The 24,028-nt window shown below is 68.2% G+C and carries 23 protein-coding genes; 10 read left to right on the top strand and 13 right to left on the bottom strand.

The window, feature by feature from the left end; all coding sequences use genetic code 11:
• Positions 1 to 100 precede the first annotated feature (100 nt).
• The 3 genes from MLE43_RS10065 to MLE43_RS10055 form a co-directional block, all read right to left on the bottom strand.
• Complete coding sequence (locus tag MLE43_RS10065; RefSeq protein WP_243303605.1) at positions 101 to 301, bottom strand: hypothetical protein; 201 nt, start codon at positions 299 to 301, stop codon at positions 101 to 103.
• Between the two features lie 294 nt (positions 302 to 595).
• Entirely contained in the window at positions 596 to 2,137 is a 1,542-nt protein-coding gene (locus MLE43_RS10060) for a sigma-54 interaction domain-containing protein (RefSeq protein ID WP_243303603.1), read from the bottom strand.
• A gap of 85 nt (positions 2,138 to 2,222) precedes the next feature.
• Complete coding sequence (locus tag MLE43_RS10055) at positions 2,223 to 2,915, bottom strand: superoxide dismutase (protein ID WP_243303602.1); 693 nt, start codon at positions 2,913 to 2,915, stop codon at positions 2,223 to 2,225.
• A gap of 343 nt (positions 2,916 to 3,258) precedes the next feature.
• On the opposite strand from MLE43_RS10055, the gene MLE43_RS10050 reads away from it, so the two are divergent.
• Together MLE43_RS10050 and MLE43_RS10045 are read left to right on the top strand one after the other, a co-directional pair.
• A complete protein-coding gene (locus MLE43_RS10050; protein WP_243303601.1) occupies positions 3,259 to 4,338 on the top strand; it encodes a 3-deoxy-7-phosphoheptulonate synthase in 1,080 nt (359 codons plus the stop codon).
• Between the two features lie 73 nt (positions 4,339 to 4,411).
• Positions 4,412 to 5,584, top strand: a complete 1,173-nt coding sequence (locus MLE43_RS10045; RefSeq protein WP_243303600.1) for a hypothetical protein — start codon at positions 4,412 to 4,414, stop codon at positions 5,582 to 5,584.
• 86 nt (positions 5,585 to 5,670) lie between these two features.
• On the opposite strand, the gene MLE43_RS10040 is transcribed toward MLE43_RS10045, so the two are convergent.
• Positions 5,671 to 7,710 carry a (Fe-S)-binding protein gene (locus MLE43_RS10040; protein ID WP_243303599.1) on the bottom strand — a complete coding sequence of 680 codons (2,040 nt, stop codon included), beginning with the start codon at positions 7,708 to 7,710 and terminating at the stop codon, positions 5,671 to 5,673.
• Between the two features lie 162 nt (positions 7,711 to 7,872).
• Between MLE43_RS10040 and MLE43_RS10035 the strand changes: the two genes are divergently transcribed.
• Both MLE43_RS10035 and lepB read left to right on the top strand, forming a co-directional pair.
• Positions 7,873 to 8,226, top strand: coding sequence for a hypothetical protein (locus MLE43_RS10035; protein ID WP_243303598.1), 354 nt, complete (start codon positions 7,873 to 7,875; stop codon positions 8,224 to 8,226).
• The gene (gene lepB, locus MLE43_RS10030; protein ID WP_243303597.1) at positions 8,223 to 8,654 is read left to right on the top strand and encodes a signal peptidase I; all 432 of its coding nucleotides are present in this window, start codon (positions 8,223 to 8,225) and stop codon (positions 8,652 to 8,654) included. The genes MLE43_RS10035 and lepB overlap by 4 nt, the downstream gene beginning before the upstream one ends.
• 40 nt (positions 8,655 to 8,694) lie before the next feature.
• On the opposite strand, the gene lon is transcribed toward lepB, so the two are convergent.
• Together lon and MLE43_RS10020 are read right to left on the bottom strand one after the other, a co-directional pair.
• A complete protein-coding gene (gene lon / locus MLE43_RS10025) occupies positions 8,695 to 11,031 on the bottom strand; it encodes an endopeptidase La (protein ID WP_243303596.1) in 2,337 nt (778 codons plus the stop codon).
• Positions 11,032 to 11,090: 59 nt separating this feature from the next.
• Positions 11,091 to 11,477: an Hsp20/alpha crystallin family protein gene (locus MLE43_RS10020; protein WP_243303593.1), complete on the bottom strand. Its 387-nt coding sequence runs from the start codon at positions 11,475 to 11,477 to the stop codon at positions 11,091 to 11,093.
• Positions 11,478 to 11,617: 140 nt separating this feature from the next.
• Here MLE43_RS10020 and murA point away from each other — a divergent pair, with 140 nt between their 5' ends.
• The 5 genes from murA (at position 11,618) to MLE43_RS09995 (ending at position 16,486) form a co-directional block, all read left to right on the top strand.
• Complete coding sequence (gene murA, locus MLE43_RS10015; protein WP_243303592.1) at positions 11,618 to 12,919, top strand: UDP-N-acetylglucosamine 1-carboxyvinyltransferase; 1,302 nt, start codon at positions 11,618 to 11,620, stop codon at positions 12,917 to 12,919.
• Positions 12,920 to 12,956: 37 nt separating this feature from the next.
• The gene (locus MLE43_RS10010; protein ID WP_243303591.1) at positions 12,957 to 13,646 is read left to right on the top strand and encodes a helix-turn-helix transcriptional regulator; all 690 of its coding nucleotides are present in this window, start codon (positions 12,957 to 12,959) and stop codon (positions 13,644 to 13,646) included.
• A gap of 81 nt (positions 13,647 to 13,727) precedes the next feature.
• Positions 13,728 to 14,231, top strand: coding sequence for a DinB family protein (locus tag MLE43_RS10005; RefSeq protein ID WP_243303590.1), 504 nt, complete (start codon positions 13,728 to 13,730; stop codon positions 14,229 to 14,231).
• A 144-nt stretch (positions 14,232 to 14,375) separates the two neighbouring features.
• Positions 14,376 to 15,323 carry a ribose-phosphate diphosphokinase gene (locus MLE43_RS10000; protein WP_275976183.1) on the top strand — a complete coding sequence of 316 codons (948 nt, stop codon included), beginning with the start codon at positions 14,376 to 14,378 and terminating at the stop codon, positions 15,321 to 15,323.
• Positions 15,323 to 16,486, top strand: coding sequence for a class I SAM-dependent methyltransferase (locus MLE43_RS09995; protein WP_243303587.1), 1,164 nt, complete (start codon positions 15,323 to 15,325; stop codon positions 16,484 to 16,486). Before MLE43_RS10000 ends, MLE43_RS09995 begins: the two co-directional genes overlap by 1 nt.
• Positions 16,487 to 16,544: 58 nt before the next feature.
• On the opposite strand, the gene MLE43_RS09990 is transcribed toward MLE43_RS09995, so the two are convergent.
• Complete coding sequence (locus tag MLE43_RS09990) at positions 16,545 to 18,236, bottom strand: DUF4382 domain-containing protein (protein WP_243303586.1); 1,692 nt, start codon at positions 18,234 to 18,236, stop codon at positions 16,545 to 16,547.
• A 136-nt stretch (positions 18,237 to 18,372) separates the two neighbouring features.
• On the opposite strand from MLE43_RS09990, the gene MLE43_RS09985 reads away from it, so the two are divergent.
• Entirely contained in the window at positions 18,373 to 18,990 is a 618-nt protein-coding gene (locus tag MLE43_RS09985; RefSeq protein ID WP_243303585.1) for a hypothetical protein, read from the top strand.
• Here the strand turns inward: MLE43_RS09985 and MLE43_RS09980 are convergent, their stop codons facing one another.
• The 6 genes from MLE43_RS09980 to MLE43_RS09955 all read right to left on the bottom strand — a co-directional run bounded on the left by MLE43_RS09980 (position 18,991) and on the right by MLE43_RS09955 (position 23,877).
• Positions 18,991 to 19,200, bottom strand: a complete 210-nt coding sequence (locus MLE43_RS09980; RefSeq protein ID WP_243303584.1) for a 4Fe-4S binding protein — start codon at positions 19,198 to 19,200, stop codon at positions 18,991 to 18,993.
• A gap of 3 nt (positions 19,201 to 19,203) precedes the next feature.
• Positions 19,204 to 19,836 carry a hypothetical protein gene (locus MLE43_RS09975; protein ID WP_243303583.1) on the bottom strand — a complete coding sequence of 211 codons (633 nt, stop codon included), beginning with the start codon at positions 19,834 to 19,836 and terminating at the stop codon, positions 19,204 to 19,206.
• A gap of 7 nt (positions 19,837 to 19,843) precedes the next feature.
• Positions 19,844 to 20,158, bottom strand: coding sequence for a hypothetical protein (locus tag MLE43_RS09970; protein WP_243303582.1), 315 nt, complete (start codon positions 20,156 to 20,158; stop codon positions 19,844 to 19,846).
• A gap of 18 nt (positions 20,159 to 20,176) precedes the next feature.
• Positions 20,177 to 21,733 carry a hypothetical protein gene (locus MLE43_RS09965; protein ID WP_243303580.1) on the bottom strand — a complete coding sequence of 519 codons (1,557 nt, stop codon included), beginning with the start codon at positions 21,731 to 21,733 and terminating at the stop codon, positions 20,177 to 20,179.
• Positions 21,734 to 21,851: 118 nt separating this feature from the next.
• Complete coding sequence (locus MLE43_RS09960; RefSeq protein ID WP_243303578.1) at positions 21,852 to 23,207, bottom strand: ATP-binding protein; 1,356 nt, start codon at positions 23,205 to 23,207, stop codon at positions 21,852 to 21,854.
• Entirely contained in the window at positions 23,200 to 23,877 is a 678-nt protein-coding gene (locus MLE43_RS09955; protein ID WP_243303577.1) for a response regulator, read from the bottom strand. The genes MLE43_RS09960 and MLE43_RS09955 overlap by 8 nt, the downstream gene beginning before the upstream one ends.
• Between the last annotated feature and the right edge of the window lie 151 nt (positions 23,878 to 24,028).

Below are 24,028 nucleotides of genomic sequence, written 5' to 3'. Positions count from 1 at the left end.
ACCCCGTCGGATTCGAAGGGAGGAGGGACCCCGTGGCCGGGGTATGACGGTCCTGGGGATCTGGGCGGTCCCTGGCGTCAATGGGAGAAACGGGTGATCGTCAGTGGTGGAGGGATGCTTCCGAGGCGAGCGGCCGGAATCCTGGTGCTGAGGCGACCCGCAGGTCCTGGCAGGCCGGGGTCCCGGCATGGGAGGGGATCTGCTGGATACCGCCGATGGGATCGACCTCGAGCAGCAGTGGCGACATGGCCGCAAGGGCCACCACCACCGCGAGGACCCTGTACAGGGTTCGGCGGTTCATGGGAGATCCTCCTTGGCGTGCGGGCGGATCGGTGTGGCCTTTGCCGTGGGAATCCGTTAGGACGGTCCAGGCCACGTTCCGTTCCGATCCTCCCCGAGAGCGGGGACCGACCATCGGCCCCCTGTGCCTGAATGAGAGAGCAGGGATCGTGCCTATCGGCGAAATCGCTGGATCCTTATTTTAAAATTTGAAATAATTATGTTTAATTTTCGAAATGAGCCGGGTTTTGTCATAAACGGATTGACAAAAATGTAGCATCATAAGATAAATTATACAATTTTGTAATATTTCATCTCATGACGATCGGAACCGTTCCGGTTCCAGCCCGTATTTCTGGACCTTGTAGTTCAGGATGCGCTCCGTGGTCTGGAGGAGTCGGGCGGCGCGGGAGCGGTTCCCCCGGGCCGACTTCAGCGCGTCCTGGAGCAGGTCCCGCTCGAAGGCGGCCACGGCCTCGCCCAGCGAGCCTCCCGGCACGGTGCCCGAGACTTCGGCCGTCTGGAGGGAGGGCGGCAGGTGGTGCGCATGGATCACGCCCCCCTCGCAGACGAGGATGGCCCGCTCGATGGCGTTCTCCAGCTCGCGCACGTTGCCGGGCCAGTGGTAGGCCGTGAGCATGTCGATGGCCGAGGTGGAGATGCGGCGGACATCCTTGCCCTGAGCCGCGGCGATCTTCTCCACGAAGTGGTCCGCCAGCAGCAGGATGTCCGCCTGGCGCTCCCGCAGGGGCGGCAGGAAGACCTCGAAGACGTGGAGACGGTAGTAGAGATCCTCCCGGAAGGTGCCGGCCCGCACGGCAGACTCCAGATCCCGGTTGGTGGCGGCCAGGAGCCGCACGTCCACCTTCACGGGCTTCACGCCGCCCAGGCGCTCGAACTCCCGCTCCTGGAGCACCCGCAGCAGCTTCACCTGGGTGGCCGGGGTCAGCTCGCCCACCTCGTCCAGGAACAGCGTGCCGCCATGGGCCAGCTCGAAGCGGCCCTTCTTCATCTGGCGGGCGTCCGTGAAGGCGCCGGGTTCGTAGCCGAACAGCTCGGACTCGATGAGCGGCTCCGGCAGGGCCCCGCAGTTCACCTTCACGAAGGGCTTGTCCGCCCGGGGCGAGTTGTAGTGGAGGGCGTGGGCCACCAGCTCCTTGCCTGTGCCCGACTCGCCGCGGATGAGCACGGTGGTGCTGGCGGGCGCCGCCTGGGCCACCGCCTCGTAGACCCGCTGCATGGCGTGGCTGTGGCCGATGAGGTGCTGCAGTTCGTAGCGCTCCCGCAACTCCAGGCGGAGCTGCTGGTTCTCCTCCACCAGCCGCTGCCGGTCCGCCGCCACCAGCCGCGCCACCTTCATGGCCAGGCCCACCATGGAGGCCGCGATCTGGAGCAGCTTCGTGTCCCGGTCGAAGTCGCGCTCCCGGTCATAGGGCACCGTGAGGCAGAGGGTCCCCGCCGTCTTCCGGTCCAGGAACACGGGGATGCAGAAGAAGGACATGTCCGACTTCTTCCGCTTCTGGGCCCTCAGCACGCCGGTGCGGTCCAGGAAGAGGGGCTCCAGACTGGCCTGGGGCACCACGATGGCCCTGCCGCTGGCCAGCACGCGCCCGTTGATGCCTTCGCCCACCCGGTAGCGGGCCCGGGCCACCTCCTGGTTGGACAGGCCGCGGGCGGCCTCGACCCGGAGGGCGCTCCCTTCGTCGTCCGCCAGCAGGATCGCCCCGTTCAGAGCCCCGAAGGCCTCCGCCAGGATCTCCAGCACCCGGGGCAGCGAGGCCCGGATGTCCGAGGCGGCCAGGGCCTGGCTCAGCTCCAGCAGGGGCGAGAGGTGGAGGGCGTCCTCCGAGGCGGCCATGGGGGCTCCGGCAAGTGATCTACAAAATTGTACAGAACATCACATGATCTTACAATTTTGTAAATTCACCATGAAATCCCAGGTTTCAGAAGCGCTTCTCGACCACACGCCAGTCGATGAGGGGCTTCACGGCATCCACGTACTTGGCCCGGCCCGTGGCGCCGTAATCCTTCACGTAGGCGTGCTCCCAGACATCCACGACCAGGAGCGCCTGGGCGCCCACGGCCACGGCGTTCTCATGATCCTGGAACCAGGCGTTCATGAGCCGGCCCGTGGCCGGGTCCTTCAGGAGGGCGCCCCACCCGATGCCCGTCATGGTGCAAGTGGCCTTGAAAGCGGCCCACCAGGCATCGAAGGAGCCCCAGGTGGCGGTGATGGCCTGGTGGAGGGGATGCGTCCCGCTGGGCTTGGCGGCGCTCGCGGAGAGGGCCTCGAAGTAGAGCTCATGGAGGCGCATGCCGCTGAACTCGAAGCCCAGACGCCGGCGCAGCTCCTGCACCGCGGGCCCCGCCTGGCCCGTCCGTTCCGCGGCCAGCACCTCCTTGAGCAGGGCGTTCGTGCGACCCACGTAGCCCTTGTAGAGCGTCAGGTGCTCCGCCAGCAGGTCCTTGCCGAGGCCAGGCAGCCCCGTGCCGAAATCGAAGGGCCGGGCGGCATAATCCGCCAGCGGGTTCCCGGCGGGCTTCGCGTCCACGGCGCCGGGGCCCAGGCCCTTGGCATGCAGTCCGGCGCCCACGGCGCCGATGGCGAGGGTTCCGAGAAGGGTGCGACGATCCATGGCGGCTCCCGGGAAAAGAGCCCCAGCCTAGCCCAAATCAACATCCAATCCAAGCCTCGTTGGATCTGGGTGCGAATAATAAAAAAGGAGCATTGATCCCGTACGATCCATCTTGGGAGCAGGCGACCCGGGGTCGTCCGAGCCTTGACGCCCCGGCCTCCCGGGGTCCACGATGGGGCACCTTCGGACCTCGCCATGACGCCCCGCTTCCATCGCTATTATTGGTTCCCGCGCGCGGATCGTGCGTGGCACGGCGAGGGTCCAGCCTGATACCTGGAACATCCCCCTGACCACCCCGATCCGTCCCGTGGATCGGGGTTTTTCTTTATCCCGGAAGGCCCCCATGACGCACCAGGCGCTCGAGAACCTCAACATCGATTCCTTCGACCGGATGCCCTCCCCGGCCGAGGTCCACGCGGCCCTGCCCGTGCCCGACGCCGTGGCCGGGACCGTGGCCGGCGGCCGCCGGGACCTCCAGCGCATCCTGACCCGGGAGGATCCCCGCTTCCTCGTGGTGGTCGGCCCCTGCAGCATCCACGATCCGGTGGCGGGCCTCGACTACGCGCGGCGGCTCAAGGCCCTCTCGGACGAGGTGGCGGACACGCTCCTCCTGGTCATGCGGGTCTACTTCGAGAAACCGCGGACCGCCACGGGCTGGAAGGGCTACATCAACGATCCCCGCATGGACGACTCCTTCCACATCGAGGAAGGCATGCGGAAGGCCCGGGAGTTCCTGCTCCGCATCGGGGGGCTCGGCCTGCCGGCGGCCACCGAGGCCCTGGACCCCAACACGCCCCAGTACATCGGCGATCTCATCAGCTGGACGGCCATCGGCGCCCGGACCTCCGAATCCCAGACCCACCGGGAAATGTCCAGCGGCCTCTCGACTCCCGTGGGCTTCAAGAACGCCACGGACGGCGACCTGGCCGCCGCAGTGAACGCCATCCTCTCCGCCTCCCGGCCCCACAGCTTCCTGGGCCTCAATGACCAGGGCTCCGCCGCCATCGTGCGCACCCGCGGGAACGCCCACGGCCACCTGGTGCTGCGGGGCGGCGGGGGCCGCCCCAACTACGACACCGTCAGCATCGCCCTGGCGGAGGAGGCCCTGCGCAAGGCCGGCCTCCCCGAGAACATCGTCGTGGACTGCTCCCATGCCAACAGCCACAAGAATCCCCGGCTCCAGCCCCTGGTCCTCCAGGACTGCGCCCACCAGATCCTGCGCGGCAACCGCTCCATCGTGGGAGCCATGGTGGAGAGCTTCCTCGAGGAGGGCAGCCAGGCCATCCCCGCGGACCTCACCACCCTGCGCTACGGCTGCTCCGTGACCGATGCCTGCCTGGGCTGGGACGATACCGCCACCATGCTGCGGGAGACCCGGACCCTGCTGAAGGACCACCTGCCCACACGGCGGAAGGCCTCCTGAAAGGCCGGCGCTCTGTGAGGCACCCCGGCTCAGGCACTGGCGCCGGGGTGGGATAATCGGCGCACGAGGCCCCATGTCCACCACCGCCGCGCTTCCCGTTCCCCTCCCACCGGTCCGGAAGGGCAGGTTGTATCTCACCCTGGTCCTCCTGCTGCTGCTCCCGGCCTGCCACCGGCCGCCTTCCACGCTGCCCCAGGGGCCGAACGAGCAGCCAGTCCTGCAGGACCCGGCCTGGTTCGGCGAGGGCGTCCGACCGGCCCCGCTCGGTCGCGTCCCGTTCGCCTGGGCCCGGCCCGGCCTCGACCTGCGGGGCCAGCCGATGGAGTTGGCTCCCTGGGAAGTCCCTGCGGCTCCCCCTCCGGGCACTGACACAGGCGCTTCCTGGACGACCAAACGCGATCAGGTCACCCAGGTCCTCCAGGTCCTCGCCGCCGAGGGCTTCGCGCTGGCCCAGCAGTGGAGCCCCCCGGGAGCCGCCCCACCGATCTACCGGGTCCAGGGGCGGGTGCTCGCCTTCGACCGCCAGGCCCGGGTGGCCGCCAAGGCCGGCCAAGTGGCGGGGAACATCGTCCTGGTCCCTGTGAACCTGGCCCTCCTGCTCCTTTCCAACGGCGCCATGAGCCAGCCCCTCTTCATCGGTGGCGTGTCCGGCTACCACACGGACGTCCTGTTCCAGGTGAAGGCGGTGGACCTCCGCACCGGAGGCACCGTCCTGGCGCTCCAGGACCGGCTGGATTTCAAGAGCCTCCAGGCTCCCACCAGCCTTCCCGCGGCGATCTGGGAACTGGCCGGCGGACCGGCTGCCGAAGCGGCCTGGTGGCCCGCCAGGGAACTCCACGAAGCGGAGGGGGACCAGGTCTGGTTCAGCCGGGACCTGGATCTGAGGCAAGCCCGCATCCATTGCCTGCGTTGGCTCCCCGGCCAGTCCCTGGACTCCGAAGTGGGTGAGAAGGAACTCAAGCTGGGCCTCCAGGCCAACCGCATGCCCCGGAAGCTCGCCGAACCGGAGGCAGAGAAGGGCGGGCCCACCCTGTCCGAAATCGAAGGCACCCTCTTCCTCCAGGGCGAAGCCCAGCCCCGAAACGGGCCCATCTGTCGCGTCAAGCTCTGGGATCCCGCCACCGGCCAGGTCCTCGGCCTCATGCAGGTATCCAAGGGCTTCTGGCGCACCGACATCGAAAAGGACTGGGTCCGCAGGATCCGGAAGCACCTGCGGAGCCAGAAGGGACCTGCCCCTGCCCGCTGAAGCTGGAAGCGTGGCCTTGGGGTGGAGACCCTCCAACGAAGCAAAGGGGCGCGTTCGCGCCCCTTTGCTTCGTTGGAGGGAACGATCTACGCTTTCAGCGCCTTCGCCGCCAGTTCCAGCACATCGGTGGTGGCCACGCCTTCGTGGTTGGTCTCGCCCGCCGCATTGTTCAGCATCACGTTGCAGAAGGGACAGCCCACGGCGATGGTGGTGGCCTTGGTCACAAGGGCCTGTTCGAAGCGCTCATGGTTCACGCGCTTGCCCAGGTGCTCCTCCAGCCAGAAGCGGCCGCCGCCGGCGCCGCAGCACATGGTGGCCTCGCCGTGCTTCTCCATCTCCGTGAGCTTCACGCCGGGGATGGCGTCCAGGATGGCGCGGGGGGCCTCCACCTGGCCGTTGATGCGGCTGAGGTAGCAGGGGTCGTGGTAGGTGAGGTCCGCCTCCACGGTCTGCTCGAGCTTGATCTTCCCTTCGGACATCAGCTTCGCCACCAGCTCGGTGCCGTGCACCACCTCGAAGTCGCCGCCGAAGGCCGGGTACTCGTTCTTCAGCGTGTTCAGGCAGTGGGGGCAGTTGGTGACGACCTTCTTCACACCGTGGCCCTTGAGGGTCTCGATGTTGGCTTCGGTGGCGGACTGGAAGAGATACTCGTTGCCCAGGCGCCGGGCGGACTCGCAGGTGCAGCTCTCCTCGGTGCCCAGGATGGCGAAGGAGACCTTCGCGGCCTTGAGCAGCTTCACCAGGGACTTGGACACCTTCTGTCCCGCGGCGTCGTAGCTGCCGGCGCAGCCCACCCAGAAGAGGTACTCAGCCTCGGGGTGCTCGGCGAAGGTGGGGACTTCGAGGCCCTCGGCCCACTTGGCGCGGTCGGCCTGGGGCAGGTTCCAGGGGTTGCCCTGGCGTTCCATGCCCTTGAAGGCCACCTGGGCCTCGGCCGGGAAGTCGCTCTCCTCCAGCGTGAGGTAGCGGCGCATGCCCACGAGCTTGTCCACGAAGCTGATCTGCAGGGGGCAGGCCCACTCGCAGTAGCCGCAGCTGGTGCAGGCCCAGATGGTGTCCTGGCTGATCCAGCCCTCGAGCTGCGCCTTGCTCCAGGGCGCCTCTTCGTCGTCCCGCTTCCAGTAGGAGCCTTCGGGCACGGGGCCGCCGATGAGCTTGCGGTCCTCGGGCACGGGCTGGTCCTGGCCCATCTGCTCCAGGGGCGTGGCCTTCAGGTAGTCGCGCAGGTCGGTGCCGAAGTTCTTCGGGCGGAGCGGCTTGCCCGTGAGGGTGGTGGGGCAGTTCTCCAGGCAGCGGCCGCACTCCACGCAGGTGTAGAAGTCCAGCATCTGCTTCCAGCTGAAGTCCTGGATCTTGTTGATGCCGAAGTGCTCGGCCTCCATGTCCATGGGCTTGAGGTTCTTCTGGGGCTCCAGCTCGCGAAAGTAGATGTTGAAGAGCGACGTGAAGACATGGAAGTGCTTGGAGTAGGGCAGGAAGTTGGCGAAGAAGTAGAGGGTCGCCAGGTGCAGCCACCACATGGTCTTGTAGAGCACCCCGAGCCCGGTCTGGCTCAGGCCGCCCAGCCAGCCGGCCACGGCCACGCCGGCGGGAGACCAGGCGGCCCAGGTGGGATGGTGCAGAGCGACGTAGGCGCCGTCCGCCAGCAGATCGGTGACCATCAGGCCGCCGATGAGGCTCAGGGTGGCCCAGGCGTCCCAGGAGTTCTCCAGGCGCCAGGGCTTGGCGGCCAGGCGGCGGAAGGTGGCCAGGCCCAGGCCCAGCAGCACCAGCACCTCGAACACGTCCTTGGTGGTCTGGTAGCCGAGGCCGAAGGCGCCCAGGGCCTCGGTCATGTGGAAGGCCGGGAAGAGGCCCTCCAGCACCAGGCCGACGGAGCGCAAGGCCAGGGCGCAGAAGCCCCAGAAGATGAGGATGTGGTAGAAGCCCGCGTACTTGTCGCGAACCATGCGCTTCTGCATGAGCGCAAGGGTGAACACGCCCTTGAGGCGCACCCAGGGCTGGTCGAAGCGGTTGTCCGGCAGACCCGCCTTCAGGGTGGCGATCCGTAGCCGGATGGTCCAGGCGAAGAACCCGACCGCGGCCAGGGTCATGATCCAGAACAGCGCGATTTCCAGGGCCTTCATGGCGGTCCCTCCCAGCAGTCAGCGTTCAGAACGAGCCGCAGCGGGGGGCTGCGGGCCGTTCCATTGTCTCACCCGGTTATCAGGTATGCGGTCGAAGGGACAGTGTAGCCATGGGCATGACAAACTGAAGTCCCGACCTGGAGTCAGTTCCCGGAGCCCGCCTTGAGTCCGACCTCCCCCCTGATCTTCGAAGCCGCCGTGACCCGCCCCCTGTCGGTGGTGTTCCGCGCTGGCGAGGCCTGGGAGGGCCACGACTACACGGTGGAGGTGGTCGCCGCGCGTCCGGGCCTGGACGGCTATGACGTGGTGGTGGACTTCCGGGACCTGGAAGCCGCCCTGGATCGCAGCCTGGCGCCGCTCCAGGGGAAGCTCCTCACCGACCTGGGCCTGGATGGCCCCCTGGCCCTGGCCCAGCGGCTGCTGGCCGAGTTGACCCCCTTCGTCCCCACCCCGGCCCGCCTCAAGGAAATCGCGCTGACGGATGGACGGGGAAGGCGGCTGGCCGTCCACCCGTGAAGCCCTGGATCCCCCTGGCCGCCCTCGCCCTGGCCCTGTCGCCCCTGGCTGTCGTCCACCCGGTCCGGGTGTCGGGGCGCAGCATGGAGCCCGCGCTCCACGATGGCGACCTGCGCTGGGCCGTGCGGGCCTGGGCCAGCCACGCGCCCCGGCGCGGGGAGGTCTGGCTGGTGGAAGGGCCCCACGGGTCCTCCGTGAAGCGGGTGCTGGGGCTTCCCGGCGAGGCCCTGACCTGGACCGGCCCGGATCTCTGGATCGCAGGCCAGCGCCTGGACGAACCCTGGGTCGTCCACCCCGAGCGGAGCGGCGCGGGGCACCAGGCCTGCGGGGCCGGCTACCTGGTCCTGGGCGACAACCGCCCCGACAGCCAGGATGGGCGAAGCTGGGGTCCGCTCCCGGTGAAGGCCATGCGGGGACGCATCCTCTGACGCGAGCCCGTCCAACGGGCCCTCCACGGCGGAATCCAGTTCAGCCGCCGGGGCCTTCTTCCAGGACGGCGTCGAGGGCCTCGCGCACCTGGTCGATCCAGAGGATCTGGAGCCGCTCCCGGGCTGCGGGTGGAATGTCCTCCAGCTCCTTCCGGTTGCGGGAGGGCAGCACCACCCGCGTGATCCCGGAGCGCAGGGCCGCCAGCACCTTCTCCTTGATGCCACCCACCGGCAGGACGAGCCCCCGCAGGGAGATCTCCCCGGTCATCGCCGTGTCGCCGCGGACGGAGCGTCCGGTGAACAGGGAGACCAGCGCCACGAACATGGCGATGCCGGCGCTGGGCCCGTCCTTCGGCGTGGCCCCGGCGGGCACGTGGATGTGGACATCCAGCTGTTCGAAGTCCTCGCCCGACAGGCCCAGCTCGCCCAGGTGCCCCTTCAGCAGGGACAGGGCCGCCTGGGCGCTCTCCTTCATCACCTCGCCCAGCTGGCCGGTCAGGAGGAGCTTGCCGCTGCCCGGCATCCGGGCCGCCTCGATGAACAGGATGTCCCCGCCCACGGGGGTCCAGGCGAGCCCCGTGGCCACGCCCGGCCTCCCCGAGCGCATGGCGCTCTCCGACTCGAAGCGGGGCGGGCCGAGGATCTCGGCCAGATCCTCCGGCTTCACCCGGACGGCTGCCAGGGTCCCCTCGGCGACACCCATGGCGACGTGGCGGAACACGGATCCGATCTCCCGCTCGAGGTTGCGCACGCCGGCCTCCCGCGTGTAGTCCCGGACGATGGCGGTGAGGGTCGCCTCCTCGAAGGCGCATTGCTCCGCCGTCAGCCCGTGGACGCCCAGCTGCCGCGCCACCAGGTAGCGGCGGGCGATCTCGAGCTTCTCCTCCTCGGTGTAGCCGGGGAGCTGGATCACCTCCATGCGGTCGCGGAGGGGGCTCGGGATCGTATCCAGCACGTTGGCCGTGCCGATGAACATCACGTGCGACAGGTCGAAGGGGAGGCCGAGGTAGTTGTCGCGGAAGGTGGCGTTCTGCTCCGGGTCCAGGGCCTCGAGGAGGGCCGAGGCCGGGTCCCCGTGGAACCCCCCGGCACCCAGCTTGTCCATCTCGTCCAGCATGAACACCGGGTTGCGCGTGCCCGCACCGTGGATGGCCTGGATGATGCTGCCCGGCAGGGCGCCGATGTAGGTGCGCCGGTGGCCCCGGATCTCCGCCTCGTCGTGGACGCCGCCGAGGCTCGCATGCACGAACCTCCGTCCGGTGGCATGCGCGATGCTCTGTCCGAGCGAGGTCTTCCCCACCCCCGGAGGGCCGACGAAGCAGAGGATGGGGCTCTTGCCGCCGGGGTTGAGCTTGCGGACCGCCAGGTACTCCAGCATGCGCTTCTTGATCTTCTCCAGGCCGTAGTGGTCCGCATCCAGGATCCTCCGCGCCTCGGCGATGTCGATGCCGGCCTCGCTCTCCCGGGACCAGGGCAGCTCGGTCAGCCAGTCCAGATAGGTGCGGATCATGGAGTATTCGGCGGCCGAGTCCGGCATGCGCTGCAGGCGCTTCAGCTCCTTGCGGGCCTGCTTCTCGACGCCCTCCGGCATCTTCGCCTCGGCGATCGCCTTCGCGACCGCGTCAAGCTCCGCCGCCGTCTCGTCCGTATCCCCAAGCTCCTTCTGGATCTGCTTCAGCTGCTCGCGCAGGAGGAATTCCCGCTGCTGGGCGTTCATGGCTTCCCGCGTCTGCTCGGTGATCTTGCGGGACATGTGGATCACTTCCAGGGCGTGGGCCATGCGCGCGAGCACCTTGTCCAGCCGCTCCCGCACATCGAAGGTCTCGAGGATGTCCTGCTTGTCCGGGGCCTTGATGTCCATCAGCCCGGTCACCAGGTCCGCGGCGGGCCCGGGGGCATTGAGCTGCTGGATGGCGTTGATCAGTTCCAGGGGAGGCATGGGAAGGGCTTCCGCGTACTCCTGCACCTGCTGGCGCAGCGTGACGAGCCGGGCTTCCAGGGCGCTGGACAGGGTCTCATCCTCGCGGACCCGGACGATGCGGGCGACCAGGAAGGGCCATCCCTCGAGGAATTCGACGACCCGGAAGCGCTGCTCGCCGTGGCAGATGAGATGGTGCGAGCCATCCGGCGTCGTGATGAAGCGGAGGATGTGGGCGAGGGTACCGACCCGGTACAGGCCCTCCGGGCCCGGCTCATCCTCGGCCGGGTCACGCTGCAGCAGCAGCCCCAGCGCGCGCTCCGACTTGATGGCCTCCTGCGCCGCGATGGCGGATGGCTCCCGGCCGATGGTCACCACCGTCACCATGCCGGGGAAGAGCTCGAGTTTGCGCACGGCGAGGATGGCCGTGGCGTCCTTCGGCAGGCTGGGCCCGGACACCGGCTCTCCCCCTGTCTCGCCTCCGGGTTCGCGGTCGACCCGCGATCCTTGGTTCCTGGTCATGGACCTTCAGCCTTCCGGAATGCGAGGAACAGGCATCCGCCGCACAGCTCATTCCGGACGACCTGGAGCCCCGCGGGCAGGCCTTCGATCCGGCGCTCGAAGTGCCCGTGGGGTATTTCCACACGGTGGATGGCGCCGGTGCGGTCTTCCCAGGGGACGGGCAGATCGCCGCTGATCACCAGGTCCGCGTCCTCCCAGAGCACCTTCAGGCGGTCGACGGACAGGCCGGGCAGGGCCACCACGATGTGCAGGGCCCCATCGGATTCGAAGATGTCCACGGGAGGTTCCCAGCCCGGAGGCCGCGAAGCGGACCGGCCCACGTGGAAGAACTGCTTCTGCAGGCGCTCGGCCTCGTTCAGCACCTCGAGGGCGCGGGTCCACATCCAGGTTCGGGGATCGCCGGGTTTCATGGTGGAGCACCGGGATGGGCCGTCCGGGGCCGTCCTCCGTTCCAGCCCACTTCAAGCATGGTGATCCGTCCCCCCTCCGCAAGGTTGGGCTACGCTGGAAGCCTGGAGTTTCGATGGACCGACTGGTGATCCAAGGTAGACATCCCCTGCGGGGGCGCATCCGGGTGTCCGGGGCGAAGAATGCGGCCCTGCCCTGCCTCGCGGCGGCCCTGCTGACGCCGGAAACGGTGGTGCTGTCCAACCTGCCCGCGGTGGCCGACATCCGCACCATGGTGAAGGTGCTCCAGGCCCTGGGCACGGAGGCCGCGCTGGAGCCCGAGGGCGAGGGCTTCGAGCTGACGGCGAAGCTGGCCTGCACGGGCAGCGAGGATCCCAAGGCCCCCTACGAACTGGTGAAGACCATGCGGGCCTCCATTCTGGTGCTGGGGCCCCTCCTCGCCCGGTTCGGGAAGGCCACCGTGAGCCTGCCCGGCGGCTGCGCCATCGGCGCCCGGCCCGTGAACCTGCATCTGGAGGCCCTCGAGCGCATGGGCGCCGTGATCGAGATCAGCCACGGCTACATCCACGCCTCGGTGAAGGGCCGGCTCAAGGCCATCGACCACGCCTTCGCCAAGGTGAGCGTCGGCGCCACCGAGAACATCCTCATGGCGGCCGCCCTGGCCGAGGGCACCACCATCCTGAGGAATGCCGCCCAGGAGCCGGAGATCGGCGATCTGGCCCAGCTCCTCGTCAAGATGGGCGCGCAGATCGATGGCATCGGCACGGGCACCCTCACCATCACGGGCCTCGACCAGCTCCACGGCTGCGAGCACGCCGTCATTCCCGATCGCATCGAGGCCGGCACCTACCTGTGCGCCGTGGCCGCGGCCTGCGGCGACGTGGTGCTGGACCGCTGCGAGCCGGAGCACCTGCGGGCCCTGCTGGACCTGCTGGAGCGCTCGGGCTGCGTCATCACCGAACGCGAGGGCCAGGATGGCCGCCAGCTCCGCATCCAGCGGGAGTGCGGCCAGAAGCTGCGCTCGAAGGACATCACCACCCTGCCCTACCCCGGCTTCCCCACGGACCTGCAGGCCCAGGTGATGGCCGTCATGACCCAGGCCTCCGGCATCAGCGTCATCAACGAGGGCATCTTCGAGAACCGCTTCCAGCACGCCATGGAGCTGGAGCGCCTGGGCGCCAACCTCCGCACCGACGGCCACACGGCCATCGTGGCGGGGCCGGCGGACCTGACCGGCTGCACGGTCATGGCCACGGACCTCCGCGCCAGCGCGGCCCTGGTCATCGCCGGCCTCGTGGCCAAGGGCGAGACCATTGTGGACCGCATCTACCACCTCGACCGCGGCTACGCCGGCCTGGAGAAGAAGCTCCAGGGCGTCGGCGCCCACATCGAGCGGGTGGGCGGCGGCAAGGTCTAGCCCCCTTCCCGGCCGGATCCGCCCGAGGCTTCCCCCCATGCGCCGAGCCGACCGCCTGTTCCAGATCGTGCAGCTGCTGCGGCGGGACCGCATCAGCACCGCCGCGCGCCTCGCCAGGGAGCTCGGCGTCAGCGAGCGCACCCTCTACCGCGACATCGCCGATCTCATGGCCTCGGGCGTGCCCATCGAGAGCGAGGCTGGCGTCGGCTACAGCCTCCCGCGGCACTTCGACCTGCCCCCCTTCATGTTCAATGCCGAGGAGGGCGAGGCCCTCCTGCTCGGCGCGCGCATCGTGGCGGCCTGGGGGGACCCTTCGCTCCGGGAGGCGGCCGAGAGCCTGCTGCGGAAGGTGGAAGCGGTCCTGCCGGCGGGCCGGAGGACCTCACTGTCCGACCTGCCCTTCCTCGTCCCTGATTTCCATGTGCCGCCGGAGACGGCCCGCTTCCTGGGGGAGCTGCGCCAGGGCCTGCGGGAGCAGCGCCGGGTGCGGATCACCTACGCCCGGGCGGACGGGACCTGTTCGGACCGCGTCCTGCAGCCGCTCGGCGTGATCTTCTGGGGCTACCGGTGGCACCTGGCCGCCTGGTGCGAGCTGAGGGAGGCGCTCCGCACCTTCCGGGTGGACCGGATCCAGTCCACCGAACTGCTCGACCCCTTCGAAGCCCTTCCCGGGCGTGGCCTGGAGGACTACCTGGGAAAAATCCGGACGGAAAAGAACCAGATCTAAAAGCGCCTGTCCAAACACTCCTGCCACCAGGCTGTCAGGAGTCGGGGGCACCATGGTCCTTCCACTTCCCAAGGAGCCTCCATGGCCCTCGCCAAAGCCCTCCTCCCCGAGTTCGAGCACGAAATGGCCACCCTGCGCCGCGTGCTGGAGCGCGTCCCCGCGGACCGGCTGGACTTCCGGCCCCATCCCAAGTCCTTCACCCTGGGCGACCTCGCGAACCACGCGGCCACGATCCCCGGCTGGACCATCAGCACGATGACCGAGACCGAGCTGGATTTCGGCCTGCCCGAGACCCGGGCCCGGCAGCCGAAGCCCAGCACGACGACCGAGGGGCTGCTCCGCACCCTGGACGCGGGGGTGGAAGGCGCCCTGACGGCCCTGAGCGGTGCCTCGGACGAGGACTTCCATGTGGTCTGGACGCTCAAGAACAACGGGCAGGCCCTGTTCGCCATGCCCCGCATCGCCGTCTACCGCGGCTTCGTGATGAACCACCTCATCCACCACCGGGCCCAGCTGGCCGTCTACCTCCGGCTGCTGGACGTGCCGGTCCCGTCCATCTACGGCCCCAGCGCCGACGAGAACTGAACCCGGCCCCACCCGGGCTGGAACCTCCGGCCGGTCTCCGCGGCGCTTCCCCACCGGGCGCCGCGGGTTTTGTCCGGCGCCGAAATCCCTGTGACGACCGCCGCCCGACCCCTCGGCTACACTGGGGGCGAGATCGGGGGATCCATGTTCGGCGAGATGAAGGTGTTTTCCGGGAGCAGCCACCCGGATCTGGCGAGGGGCATCGCCACACACATGGGCATGCCCCTGGGAAAGCTCAAGATCACCCGATTTTCCAATGAGAACATCAAGGTGAAGATCGAGGAGAACGTCCGCGAATCGGACGTCTTCGTGATCCAGACCTCCTGCCCGCCCGTCAGCGACAACCTGCTCGAGATGCTGATCCTCATCGACGCGCTGAAGTTCGCCTCCGCGGCCCGCATCACGGCCGTGCTGCCCTACTTCCCCTATGCCCGCAGCGACAAGAAGGACGAGGCGCGCATCTCCATCACGGCCCGGCTGGTGGCCGACCTGCTGGAGACCGCCGGTGCCGACCGCGTGCTCACCATGACCCTGCACGCCCCCCAGATCCTGGGCTTCTTCCGCAAGCCGGCGGACCAGCTGCTGGCCACGCCCACCCTCACGAACTATTTCAAGACCAAGGACCTCTCCAACGCCGTGGTGGTCGCCACGGACGCCGGCGCCGCGAAGTTCGCCGGACACTTCGCCAAGCGGCTCTCCGTGCCCATGGCCATCATCGACAAGCGGCGGTTCGACGACACGGAGAAGGCCCAGAGCGTGGCCCTCATCGGCGACGTGAAGGGCAAGGACGCCATCATCTATGACGACGAGATCGCCACGGGCGGCTCCATCAAGGAGGCGGCCCGCATCATCCGGGAGTTCGGTGCCCGCACGGTGCGCGTGGGCGTCACGCATCCCGTGTTCTCGGGCAACGCCCTGGAGACCCTGATCTCCGCCGAGCTGGACGAGCTGGTGGTGACCGACAGCATCCCCGTGTCCGCGGACCGCGCCAAGGCCATGCCGAATCTGAAGGTCCTCTCCACGGCCGCCCTCTTCGGTGACGCCATCCTCCGCATCCACGGGGGACGCAGCATCAGCGAGATGATGGACTGATGCCAGTCCGCCTCGGCCCCATCGAGGCACCGCCTGGCCCCGATCTGCTGGGGCCCAAGGGGCTGGAGATCGCATCCCTCTTCAGCCGGCCCTTCCTGGTCCTGCACCGGGCCTCGGGCCTGTACACCGCCCGCATCTGCCTGCTGCTGCTCTTCGACCTGGGCTGGGAAGCCCGGCTGAGGCGCGGCGTCACCCTCGACGGACTCTGCGAGGGCCTGCCCGCGCAGGCCCGCAAGCCGCTGGCCTGGATGCTGCCGTTCCTCGAGACGGAGGGACTGCTCGCGCGCCAGGACGACACCTTCAGCCTCCGGGGGCAGCCCGACCTCGATCTGGCGGGCATCCGCGCGGCCGTGGACCTGGAGGCCCCGGGCCATGCGGCCAACTTCGACCTGCTGGATGGGGTGCGCTCCCACATCCGCCCCTTCTTCACGGAAGGGAAGGATGGCGATGCCCTGCTCTTCGACCTGGCCCTGTTCCCCCTCTGGCTGGCCTACTTCCGCAACGGGAACCTGGCCTACTTCCCCAACAACCTGCTGACCCTGCTGGCGCTGCAGGAGGGCCTCCCACCCGGCGCGCGCGTGCTGGAGCTGGGCGGCGGCGCCGGCTCCTTCGCCCAGCTGGTGGCCCAGCGGGGCGCCGAAGAAGGCTGGCTGGGGCGCATCGCCGAGTACCGGTTCACGGACGTGGCCCCCACCTTCCTGCGACGGGCCCAACGGAACCTGGGCGCTGCCGCGCAGGACCTGCCCCTGACCTTCCAGGCCCTGGACCTGAACCGCCCCCTGCAGACCCAGGGCATCGCCCCTGCCAGCCTCGACGCGATCGTGGGGATCAACGTGCTGCATGTGGCCCAGGATCTCGAGGCCACGCTGCGGGATCTCCGCGGCTGCCTGAAGCCTGCGGGCCGCCTGGTCATCGGCGAGTGCCTGAAGCCCAGCCTGGACACGCCGCTCTACCTGGAGTTCTTCTTCACGTTCATCCGGGCCTTCACCGGCGTGAAGCTCGATCCCCGCTGGCGGCCCCGCCACGGCTTCCTCACCCCCGAGGCCTGGGATCAGGCGCTCCTCCACGCCGGGTTCACCCAGATCAGGCACCTCCCTCCGCCCCGCCCCCTCATGGATCGCCACCCCGGGTTCACCGTGGGCGCCCTGTCAGCCCTGGCCTGACCCTCCATGCAGAAGCGGCGCCAGGGCGCCGCTTCTGCATGGGAGCCATCGGGAAACTTCAGAACCCGGTGAACACCACCACGGCGTAGGCCGCGAAAGTCCCGTCAGGCTTGGGGACCACGGCCACGCGGGTCTTGGCGGGAGCGACGAGCTTGGTGCCCCAGGCGGTCACATCGATGGGCGAGACCGTCACCACGCCGGCCTGGTTGACCACTTCCAGGACCTTGGGCTGGGCGCCCACGGTGGTGTTCAGGGACACCGTGACCGTCTGGCTCGCGGAGGCCGAGTTGATGAAGGTGAAGCCCAGCTGGCCGCTGGCGTAGGAGGTGCTAATGGTGCCCTGGGGCAGGGCCACGGGCATGAAGATCGCGTTGCCGGCATCCCAGGCGCTGGTCCCGCCATTCCACACCAGGTCGCTCAGGCCGCGGGCCTGAAGGTCCGTGGAGCCCGTGCCCATGCCACCCATGCCCGAACCCATGCCCGAGCAGGCGGAGGCGAAGTCGGTGAGGCTCGAGGAGGGCAGACCGGGGAAGCCCACATACCACCAGGAGAACGCGCTGGCATAGGCGTGGGTCCGGTCGCCGCTGGCGTGCTGGTAGGTGAAGGAGCTGGTGGAGGCCGAGCTGATCATGCCGCCGTCCACCGCGCGCTGGACGTTCACGGACTGGGCGTGCATGGGCACGGCCAGGGGATCCTTCACCTGGATCTGCACCTTGAAGCCCGTCCACAGGTTGCCGAGGGCCGCCGAGCCCAGGCCGAGGGTCTGGGCCGCATGGTAGGTGAAGGCCGTGTCGGGATCGATGGCAATGGTCCTCGCGGCGCCGCTGGCGGAACTGACCTTCAGGAGACCGTTGATCTGGTCCACACCGTAGACGTGGCCTTCAGGGGTCCAGACGGGCAGGGCGGTGGCGCTGTACCACACGCGCACGGCCCAGAGGCTGCCGTCGGCCTGCATCCGCAGGGAGACCAGCGCGTTCTTCCCGGCGGCCAGGCCGGCGAGGCTGCCCAGGGTCCGGGTGTCGGCATCAAAGAACCAGGCGCCGGCATCGACGTTCACCGTGAGGTCGTTGCCGCCGTCGGTGTGGAGCACGAAGCTGGAGGCTCCCACGGACGCCACGGTGCCCTTCCGGTGGCGGAACATCATCTGGGCCACGCCCAGCATGCCGTTCGCGTTGGAGCGGTGCTTCACCTGCAGGTTCATGGCCCAGCTCCCGTCCGGGAGCTGCACGAGGAAGAGCGGGTGGGCCAGGTCGAAATCGAGCTGCACGGCATTGCTGCCGTTGGCGGTCACCACCAGGTCCGTGTTGAGGCCCACCAGCACGCTCGATCCCAGCACCCGGATCTGATTGGGGGCCACCACGGTCCCATCGGCCTTCACGAGGTTGACGCTGGCCGGATCAATGGTGATGCGCAGCGCATCGTAGGTGCCGGCCGGGATCTGGGCCGAAGCCAGCAGCTCACCCACGCTGTCTAGGTCCACGAGGTTGATCTTGGCGCTGGCGCCCTGGAAGGCCACCACTTCCTTGGTGTGGTCTGCCTTGTTCAGGAAGGCCACTTTCGTCACCACCACCTCGATGGCGGACCACTGGTCCGAGGGGGCGTCCGTAAGAATGACGGAGGCGGTGCCCATGGGCGGGGCCGAGGCCGTGGAACTGGCGGAGGAACCGCCGCTGCAGGCCAGGGTGAGGGCCAGGGCGGTGAGCCCCAGGGGCAGCGCCAGCGCGGAGAATGTGCGGTAAACGGGACGCATGGGGAATCTCCAGGGGACGGAGGCAGGCTCCGATGGGGATGGGAAAGCGGATACCCCTCTGACCCACCCCTCCGGAAAACGGTTGATGCCTCCGGATCATTTTGCGGGGACCGCCTTCGTCTTGCGACACTGTTTCATGGCCTCCACCCTCCGGGATCTCCTCATCCAGCGCGCGGCGCGGCTCCAGGGCCGCCCCGCCCTCACGGCACCGGAGTGGGGGACGCTCGGGTACGGACAGCTGAGGAACCGCGCCGAGGGCGTGGCCCTGGGGCTGCTGGCGGCTCCGCCGCCACCATCCGTCTTCAGCGCCACCGGCACCGCCTGGGACTGGGCCGCCGAGCTGGCCGCCGCCGCCGCGGGTCTGACCTGGGGCCCCGGTGGGCAGAGGGTGCCGATGGAGGTCCTCGGAGGCCCGCGCTTCAACGCCGAGGCGGGCCGCGGCGCCTACCACGCCCGCGAGCAGGTCGTCACCGGGGCCATTCCCTTCAGTGCGGGCCTCACGCAGGGCGAGCTCATGCTCCGCCTGCGGCGCCTGAACGCGGTCCTGGGCTGGGACCACGACACCCGCGTGGAACTCCCCCTGCCCCGCCTCGGGGAACCGGCCCTCCGCGCCGCCCTCTGGAGCGCCCTCTACGCCGGCGCCCACGCGGTGCTGGTGACCGAGACGGCCCCCGCCACGGGGCTGCTGGCCCGATTCCGGCAAGCCCCTCCTTTGGCATGGAACCCCGACCCGTTCCTGGATGTCTGGCGTTGATCAGGCGGTGACTCCCGAGGCCCTCTGCCAGACGACGATCGCGTCGAAGGGGCATTCCTCCGCGCAGACCATGCATCCCGCGCAGGCGCCCGCGATCCCGGCGGGGAGGGCCCGCTCCGGCGGCAGGTCGATGGCGTGGTGAGGGCAGAGGTCCGCGCAGATGCCACAGCCTGGGCAGTCCCCTTCCCGGAGCGTCCAGTACCAGGCCATGGGTCAATCCTCGGGAGTGGGGGACTTCATCCTCGCCAGGGCGCACCGGACGGCCCAGGCAGAAAGCAGGAGGAGGATCGGGAAACAGAGGTAGAAGGTGGCCTGGGCGATCTCGAGACCCGCCGGGTCCGCGTTGGAGCGGAAGTGGGTCTTGAGGTAGGTCCAGAAGGGGCTGGCATGGTGGGCGAGGTACTCGTCGCTGGCCGCCTCGGCCACGAAGGTGAACCCCAGCCCGTTGATGGCGTTGGCGATCAGAGTGAGCCGGAGCGCCCAGTGGAAGCGGGGGGAGCCCGCCTCGTGGCCGCCCTTGAACAGCCGCAGGATCAGGGCCGCGGCGAAGAACAAGGTCGCGATAGGATAGAACGGAACCGCCATTTTGAGGTCGGCCATGATGTCCGGATTCAGGACCATGTAACCGACGAGGAAGACGCCGGCCAGGAGCAGATCCGCCAGCACCACGGTGAGCAGGTTCCAGAGCTCCCGGGACACGCGGAGGTTCAGGTGGCGGCTGAGTTCGCGGTAGTAGCCCTGGGCGAGCAGCAGGCCCGAGGCCACGATTCCCATCAGGACCGAAGCGTCCAGCACGTTCTGAAGGACCCATACCTCCAGGCCCTTGGCGAGGTCATGTTCGTTCATGGTCCGCCTACTTCTTGTCCGGGCCCGCCGCCCCGGAGGGGCCGCGGGTCTTCGCCAGGTAGTCGAGCAGGAGCGCCAGCTTGTCCTTGGATGGCACCGGATCCACGAAACTGGAATCGATCATGCGATCGACCGCCTCTTTCCACTGGGCTCGGGTCAGGCGCACCTGCTCGATGGACTGATTGCCCTTGTGGCAGGTCAGGCACGAATCCTGGAACACCTTGGCGCCGGGCTCCACAGCCTTGTCCTCGGCCGTGAGGGCAGAACAGGCCATGGCGAGGGCCACGATGAAGAGCCGCTGGATCAGAGGGGTCGATCGCATGAGGTCATCCTTCCGGGATCAGAAGCCGAACATGAACTTCGCGGTGAACCCGTCGTCGGTCAGCCGGGCCGGGTTCGTGGGGACCCCCAGCGCGGGAATGACGCCGCCCATCGCGAGGTCGTCGAACTGGTGATGGCGGTACTCGAACACCCACTTGATGTGTTCCTGGATCATGCGCTGGTAGCCGAAGATCCAGTCGTTCTCCTTGGGCGTGGACCGGGTGATGCCGGTGTTGCCGTTCAGGGTCACGCGGGTGTCGTCGTACGGGTCGCCCTTGAGATAGTCGTAGCGCACATACAGCGCCTGGGTGTTCGTGGGGCGGTAGTTGATCTGGTGGAACCCGCCCTTCCACTTGAGCGCCTTGCCGAAGCCCAGGGGATTGCTCTCTCGGTTGGCCATGTACTGGTTCTCCAGGTTGACCGGGATGCCCCAGGGCGCGAGGCTGAGCGTCATGTCGGGGCCGAAGCGGGTCACCTGGTTGGGGTTGTTGAGACCGGACATGATCCCGTTGGGATTCACCAGCGAGGCGGTGGAGCGGATCTTGTCGCTGTAGGAGTCGGTGCTCTTCCAGCCGAAAAGTCCCAAGGACTGGCCGTAGTAGCGCATGACCCACCGTCCGTACCAGCTCGGTGTGGCGTTGTTGGCGGCTTTGCCATTGGCGCCATTGGAGATGCCGACGTGGTACTCGGCCCAGAAGGTATCTTTCTTGCCGACGTCCGTGACGGGCTTGCCGAAGGTCAGCATGCCGAAGGCCTCGGCGAGCACCTGGGGCTCACTCAGGCGGAAGATGTGGTCATTGGGCTCGCCGCCCACCACGTCGTCCACCTTCCGGGGGCTGATCAGGTCGAGCGCGGTCCGCTCGTAGACGAGGTACTGGTTGACGGAGAGGCGGACCTTCCCGGGGGAGTAGGCGAGGGGCGGATGGGTGATGCCGGCCAGCAGGTTCACGCTGTCGCGCGGCGCGGAGTCGCCGAAGAGGTTGTTCCAGAAGAACTTCGCCACCTCGAAGCTCGGGATCTCCGTGGAGAACTTGATCTGCTTGTCGGGGTTCGTGTTGTAGCGGGCTTCGTAGTTGCCGGTGGGGGTGAACTCCCAGGCCTTGGTCTCGTACATGGGGAATTCGATAAAGTAGGCGAAGTGCTTGCCCATGGAGGAGGTCAGGAAAATGCTCAGGTCCTCCAGGGCGAGCGTCGTGCCCTTGGAGGTGACCTCGGGGGCCAGGCCCACGGCCGCTTCACGCTTCTCAGTGCGGCTCTCGAGCCCCACGCCCGTGATGATGGAAAGAGGCAGAGAGCCCGGCAGACTGAAGTCCTTCGTGATCTCGATCTCGGGATTCACGGGCTTCAGGTCCTTGCCGTTCATGGCCCGATAGCCGCTGAGCTTGAAGGTCGCGCCCGCGGGGGTGAGGCCGCCCCAGGGGTTGTGGCAGGCGGAGCACTTCTGGCCGTACTGGCGCGAGAACGAGGGGACGGCCTTGGCCTCGGGCATGATCTGGATGGCCAGGCCGGCCATGGCGGCGAAGGTCAGCGCCTTCCGGGCCGCCCTGGCCAGCACTGAGCTGCGTGGTTCGTGCATGATCTTCCTCCTGTGGGGGTGGGGGAGAAGGGGAACCTCGGAAGATCCGGGCTCATCTTGTGACCACAGGAATACGGCCCCAACCTGACGGGCGGATGATGCGAACCTGACGATTCGGTCAGGATGCGGGGATTGTGATCTTCGCCACCGTTCCCCGGCCTTCCACGCTCTCGAGGGACAAGGAGCCGCCGTGGAGGCGGACGATGCCCTGGGTGATGGCGAGTCCCAGGCCGGCTCCTCCGCTCTGGCGGCTGCGGGAGGCGTCCTGCCGCACGAACCGGCGGCCCAGCTGACCCAGCACGCTGGCCGGGACGCCCTGCCCCTGGTCCGACACCGCGAACACAGCGGCATCTCCCTCCCGCAACGCCGAAAGACGGATCCGCGAGCCGACGGGCGCATGCCGCACGGCGTTGCCGAGGAGGTTGTGCAGGGCCCGCTTGAGCAGGGTGGCGTCGCCCCGGAGGGTCAGCCCCGGCGACGAGGCCAGTTCGATGGCGATTCTTTTTTCCTCCGCGAGGGGCTCGAAGGGCGCGACGGCTTCCCGGATAAGAGCATCCGCCTGCAGGGGGACGGGGACGATGCTGGTGGAGGGATCCTCGAACCTCGCCAGGACGAGCATCTGTTCGATCACTGCCCCCATGTGGCCCAGGGTCTCCATCATGGATTCGAGCGAGTCCATCGTCTGCTCGGGGAGGTCCCCGCGGGAGAGCAGGCTCTCGCACTCCAGGCGGAGGGCATGCACCGGCGTCCGCATCTCGTGCGCGAGATCGCTGTTCAATTCCGAAAGGCGGGTGAACCCCGACTCCAGCTTGTCCAGGGCGCGGTTCACCGTACGGACGAGCGGGTCGATTTCCATCGGAAAGGGAGAGGGGTCGATACGGGACTGCAGCGTCTCGGGACCGATGTCTCCGGTCTTGGACCGGAGGCGTTCGAGGGGCAGGAAGCCCAGCCTGAGAAGGCCGAAGCCCAGCGCGGCGGAGGCGAAGGGGATGATCGACAGCAGGACCAGCAGCGACCTCCGGAAATCCTTCAGGACGCCTTCCTCCGGATGCATGTCTCTGGCCAGCTGGATCCACCCGCCGTGGTACCGGAAGGACAGGACCTTGATCCGGATGGCCGCCTTCCGCGGGCTCTCCCACCAGCGCCACGGGCCCAGGGGAACGGGGGCATCCCTGGGCAGGAGCTGGGCCATGTCCCTGCTCTCGATCACCACCTCCCGCGCCGGCGTCATCACCCGCAGGTAGACGTTGTCTCCGAGGTCCAGCAGTTCCTTGTCCGGTCCCATCTTGTCTTCTTCGAGCCGGTGCAGGGTCAGCCGGGCCGAGTCGATCAGGTCCCGGTTCACCTGGGCATAGACGGCATGCGTCACGGCGGTGTTCAGGTACAGCCCCGCCCCTCCCACGACGATGGACATCCCCACCGCGAACACCAGCGCCAGATGGAGGAGCATCGATCGCCGAAGGGTCTCAATCATGGCCAGGCTCGACCAGGTAGCCCACGCCCCGCCGGGTCTGGATGATCTTCCGTGGATAGGGGTCGTCCACTTTCTTTCTCAGCCTGCGGACGGCGGCGTCCACCAGGTTCGGATCCCCCTGGTAGGAAAGGTCCCAGAGCTCTTCGGCGATGCGCGTCCGGGTCACGATGTGGCCGGCATTCCGGATCAGGAGTTCCAGCAGCGCGTACTCCTGGGAGCTGAGGTCAATGCGATCTCCCCCTCGGTAGACCTTGCGCTGGAAGGGATTCACGGTGAGATCGCCGAGGACCCAGGTCTTGGGCCCAGCCACCACCCCCCGGGCAAGCAGGTTGTTGATCCGCAGCAGCAGCTCGGAAAAGGCGAAAGGTTTGACCAGGTAATCCCCTCCACCCAGCTCCAGGCCCCGGACCTTGTCAGGAAGCGAATCCCGGGCCGTCAGGAAGATGACCGGCGTCTCCACCCCGGCCGCCCGCAGCTCCCATAGGACCGAGAAACCGTCCATCCCCGGAAGCATCACATCCAGGATCAGGCAGTCGAAGCTGGCGGATTTCCCAGACTCCAGGCCCTTCACACCATCCAGGGCCACCTCGACCGAGAAACCTTGTTCCCGAAGGCTCCGCTCCAGGGCCAGGGCCGCGCGCTGATCATCCTCGATCAAAAGCAGTTTCATTCCCCTGCACCTTTCTTCTTTTCCATCGCCAAGGATAGGAGGAGTCCGACCCAGGATCCGGTCCAAAATGCCGGTTTGCGGTCCGTGGTGCCGCCCTGGATGACCGTGGCCGACTCTTACTTCTCCTTGCCAATGGACATCCACTGGCCAA

Origin of the sequence: Geothrix oryzisoli, from assembly GCF_022808865.1 — a bacterium.
Classification (GTDB): domain Bacteria; phylum Acidobacteriota; class Holophagae; order Holophagales; family Holophagaceae; genus Geothrix; species Geothrix oryzisoli.
This window is presented reverse-complemented; position numbering and strand designations above follow the sequence as displayed.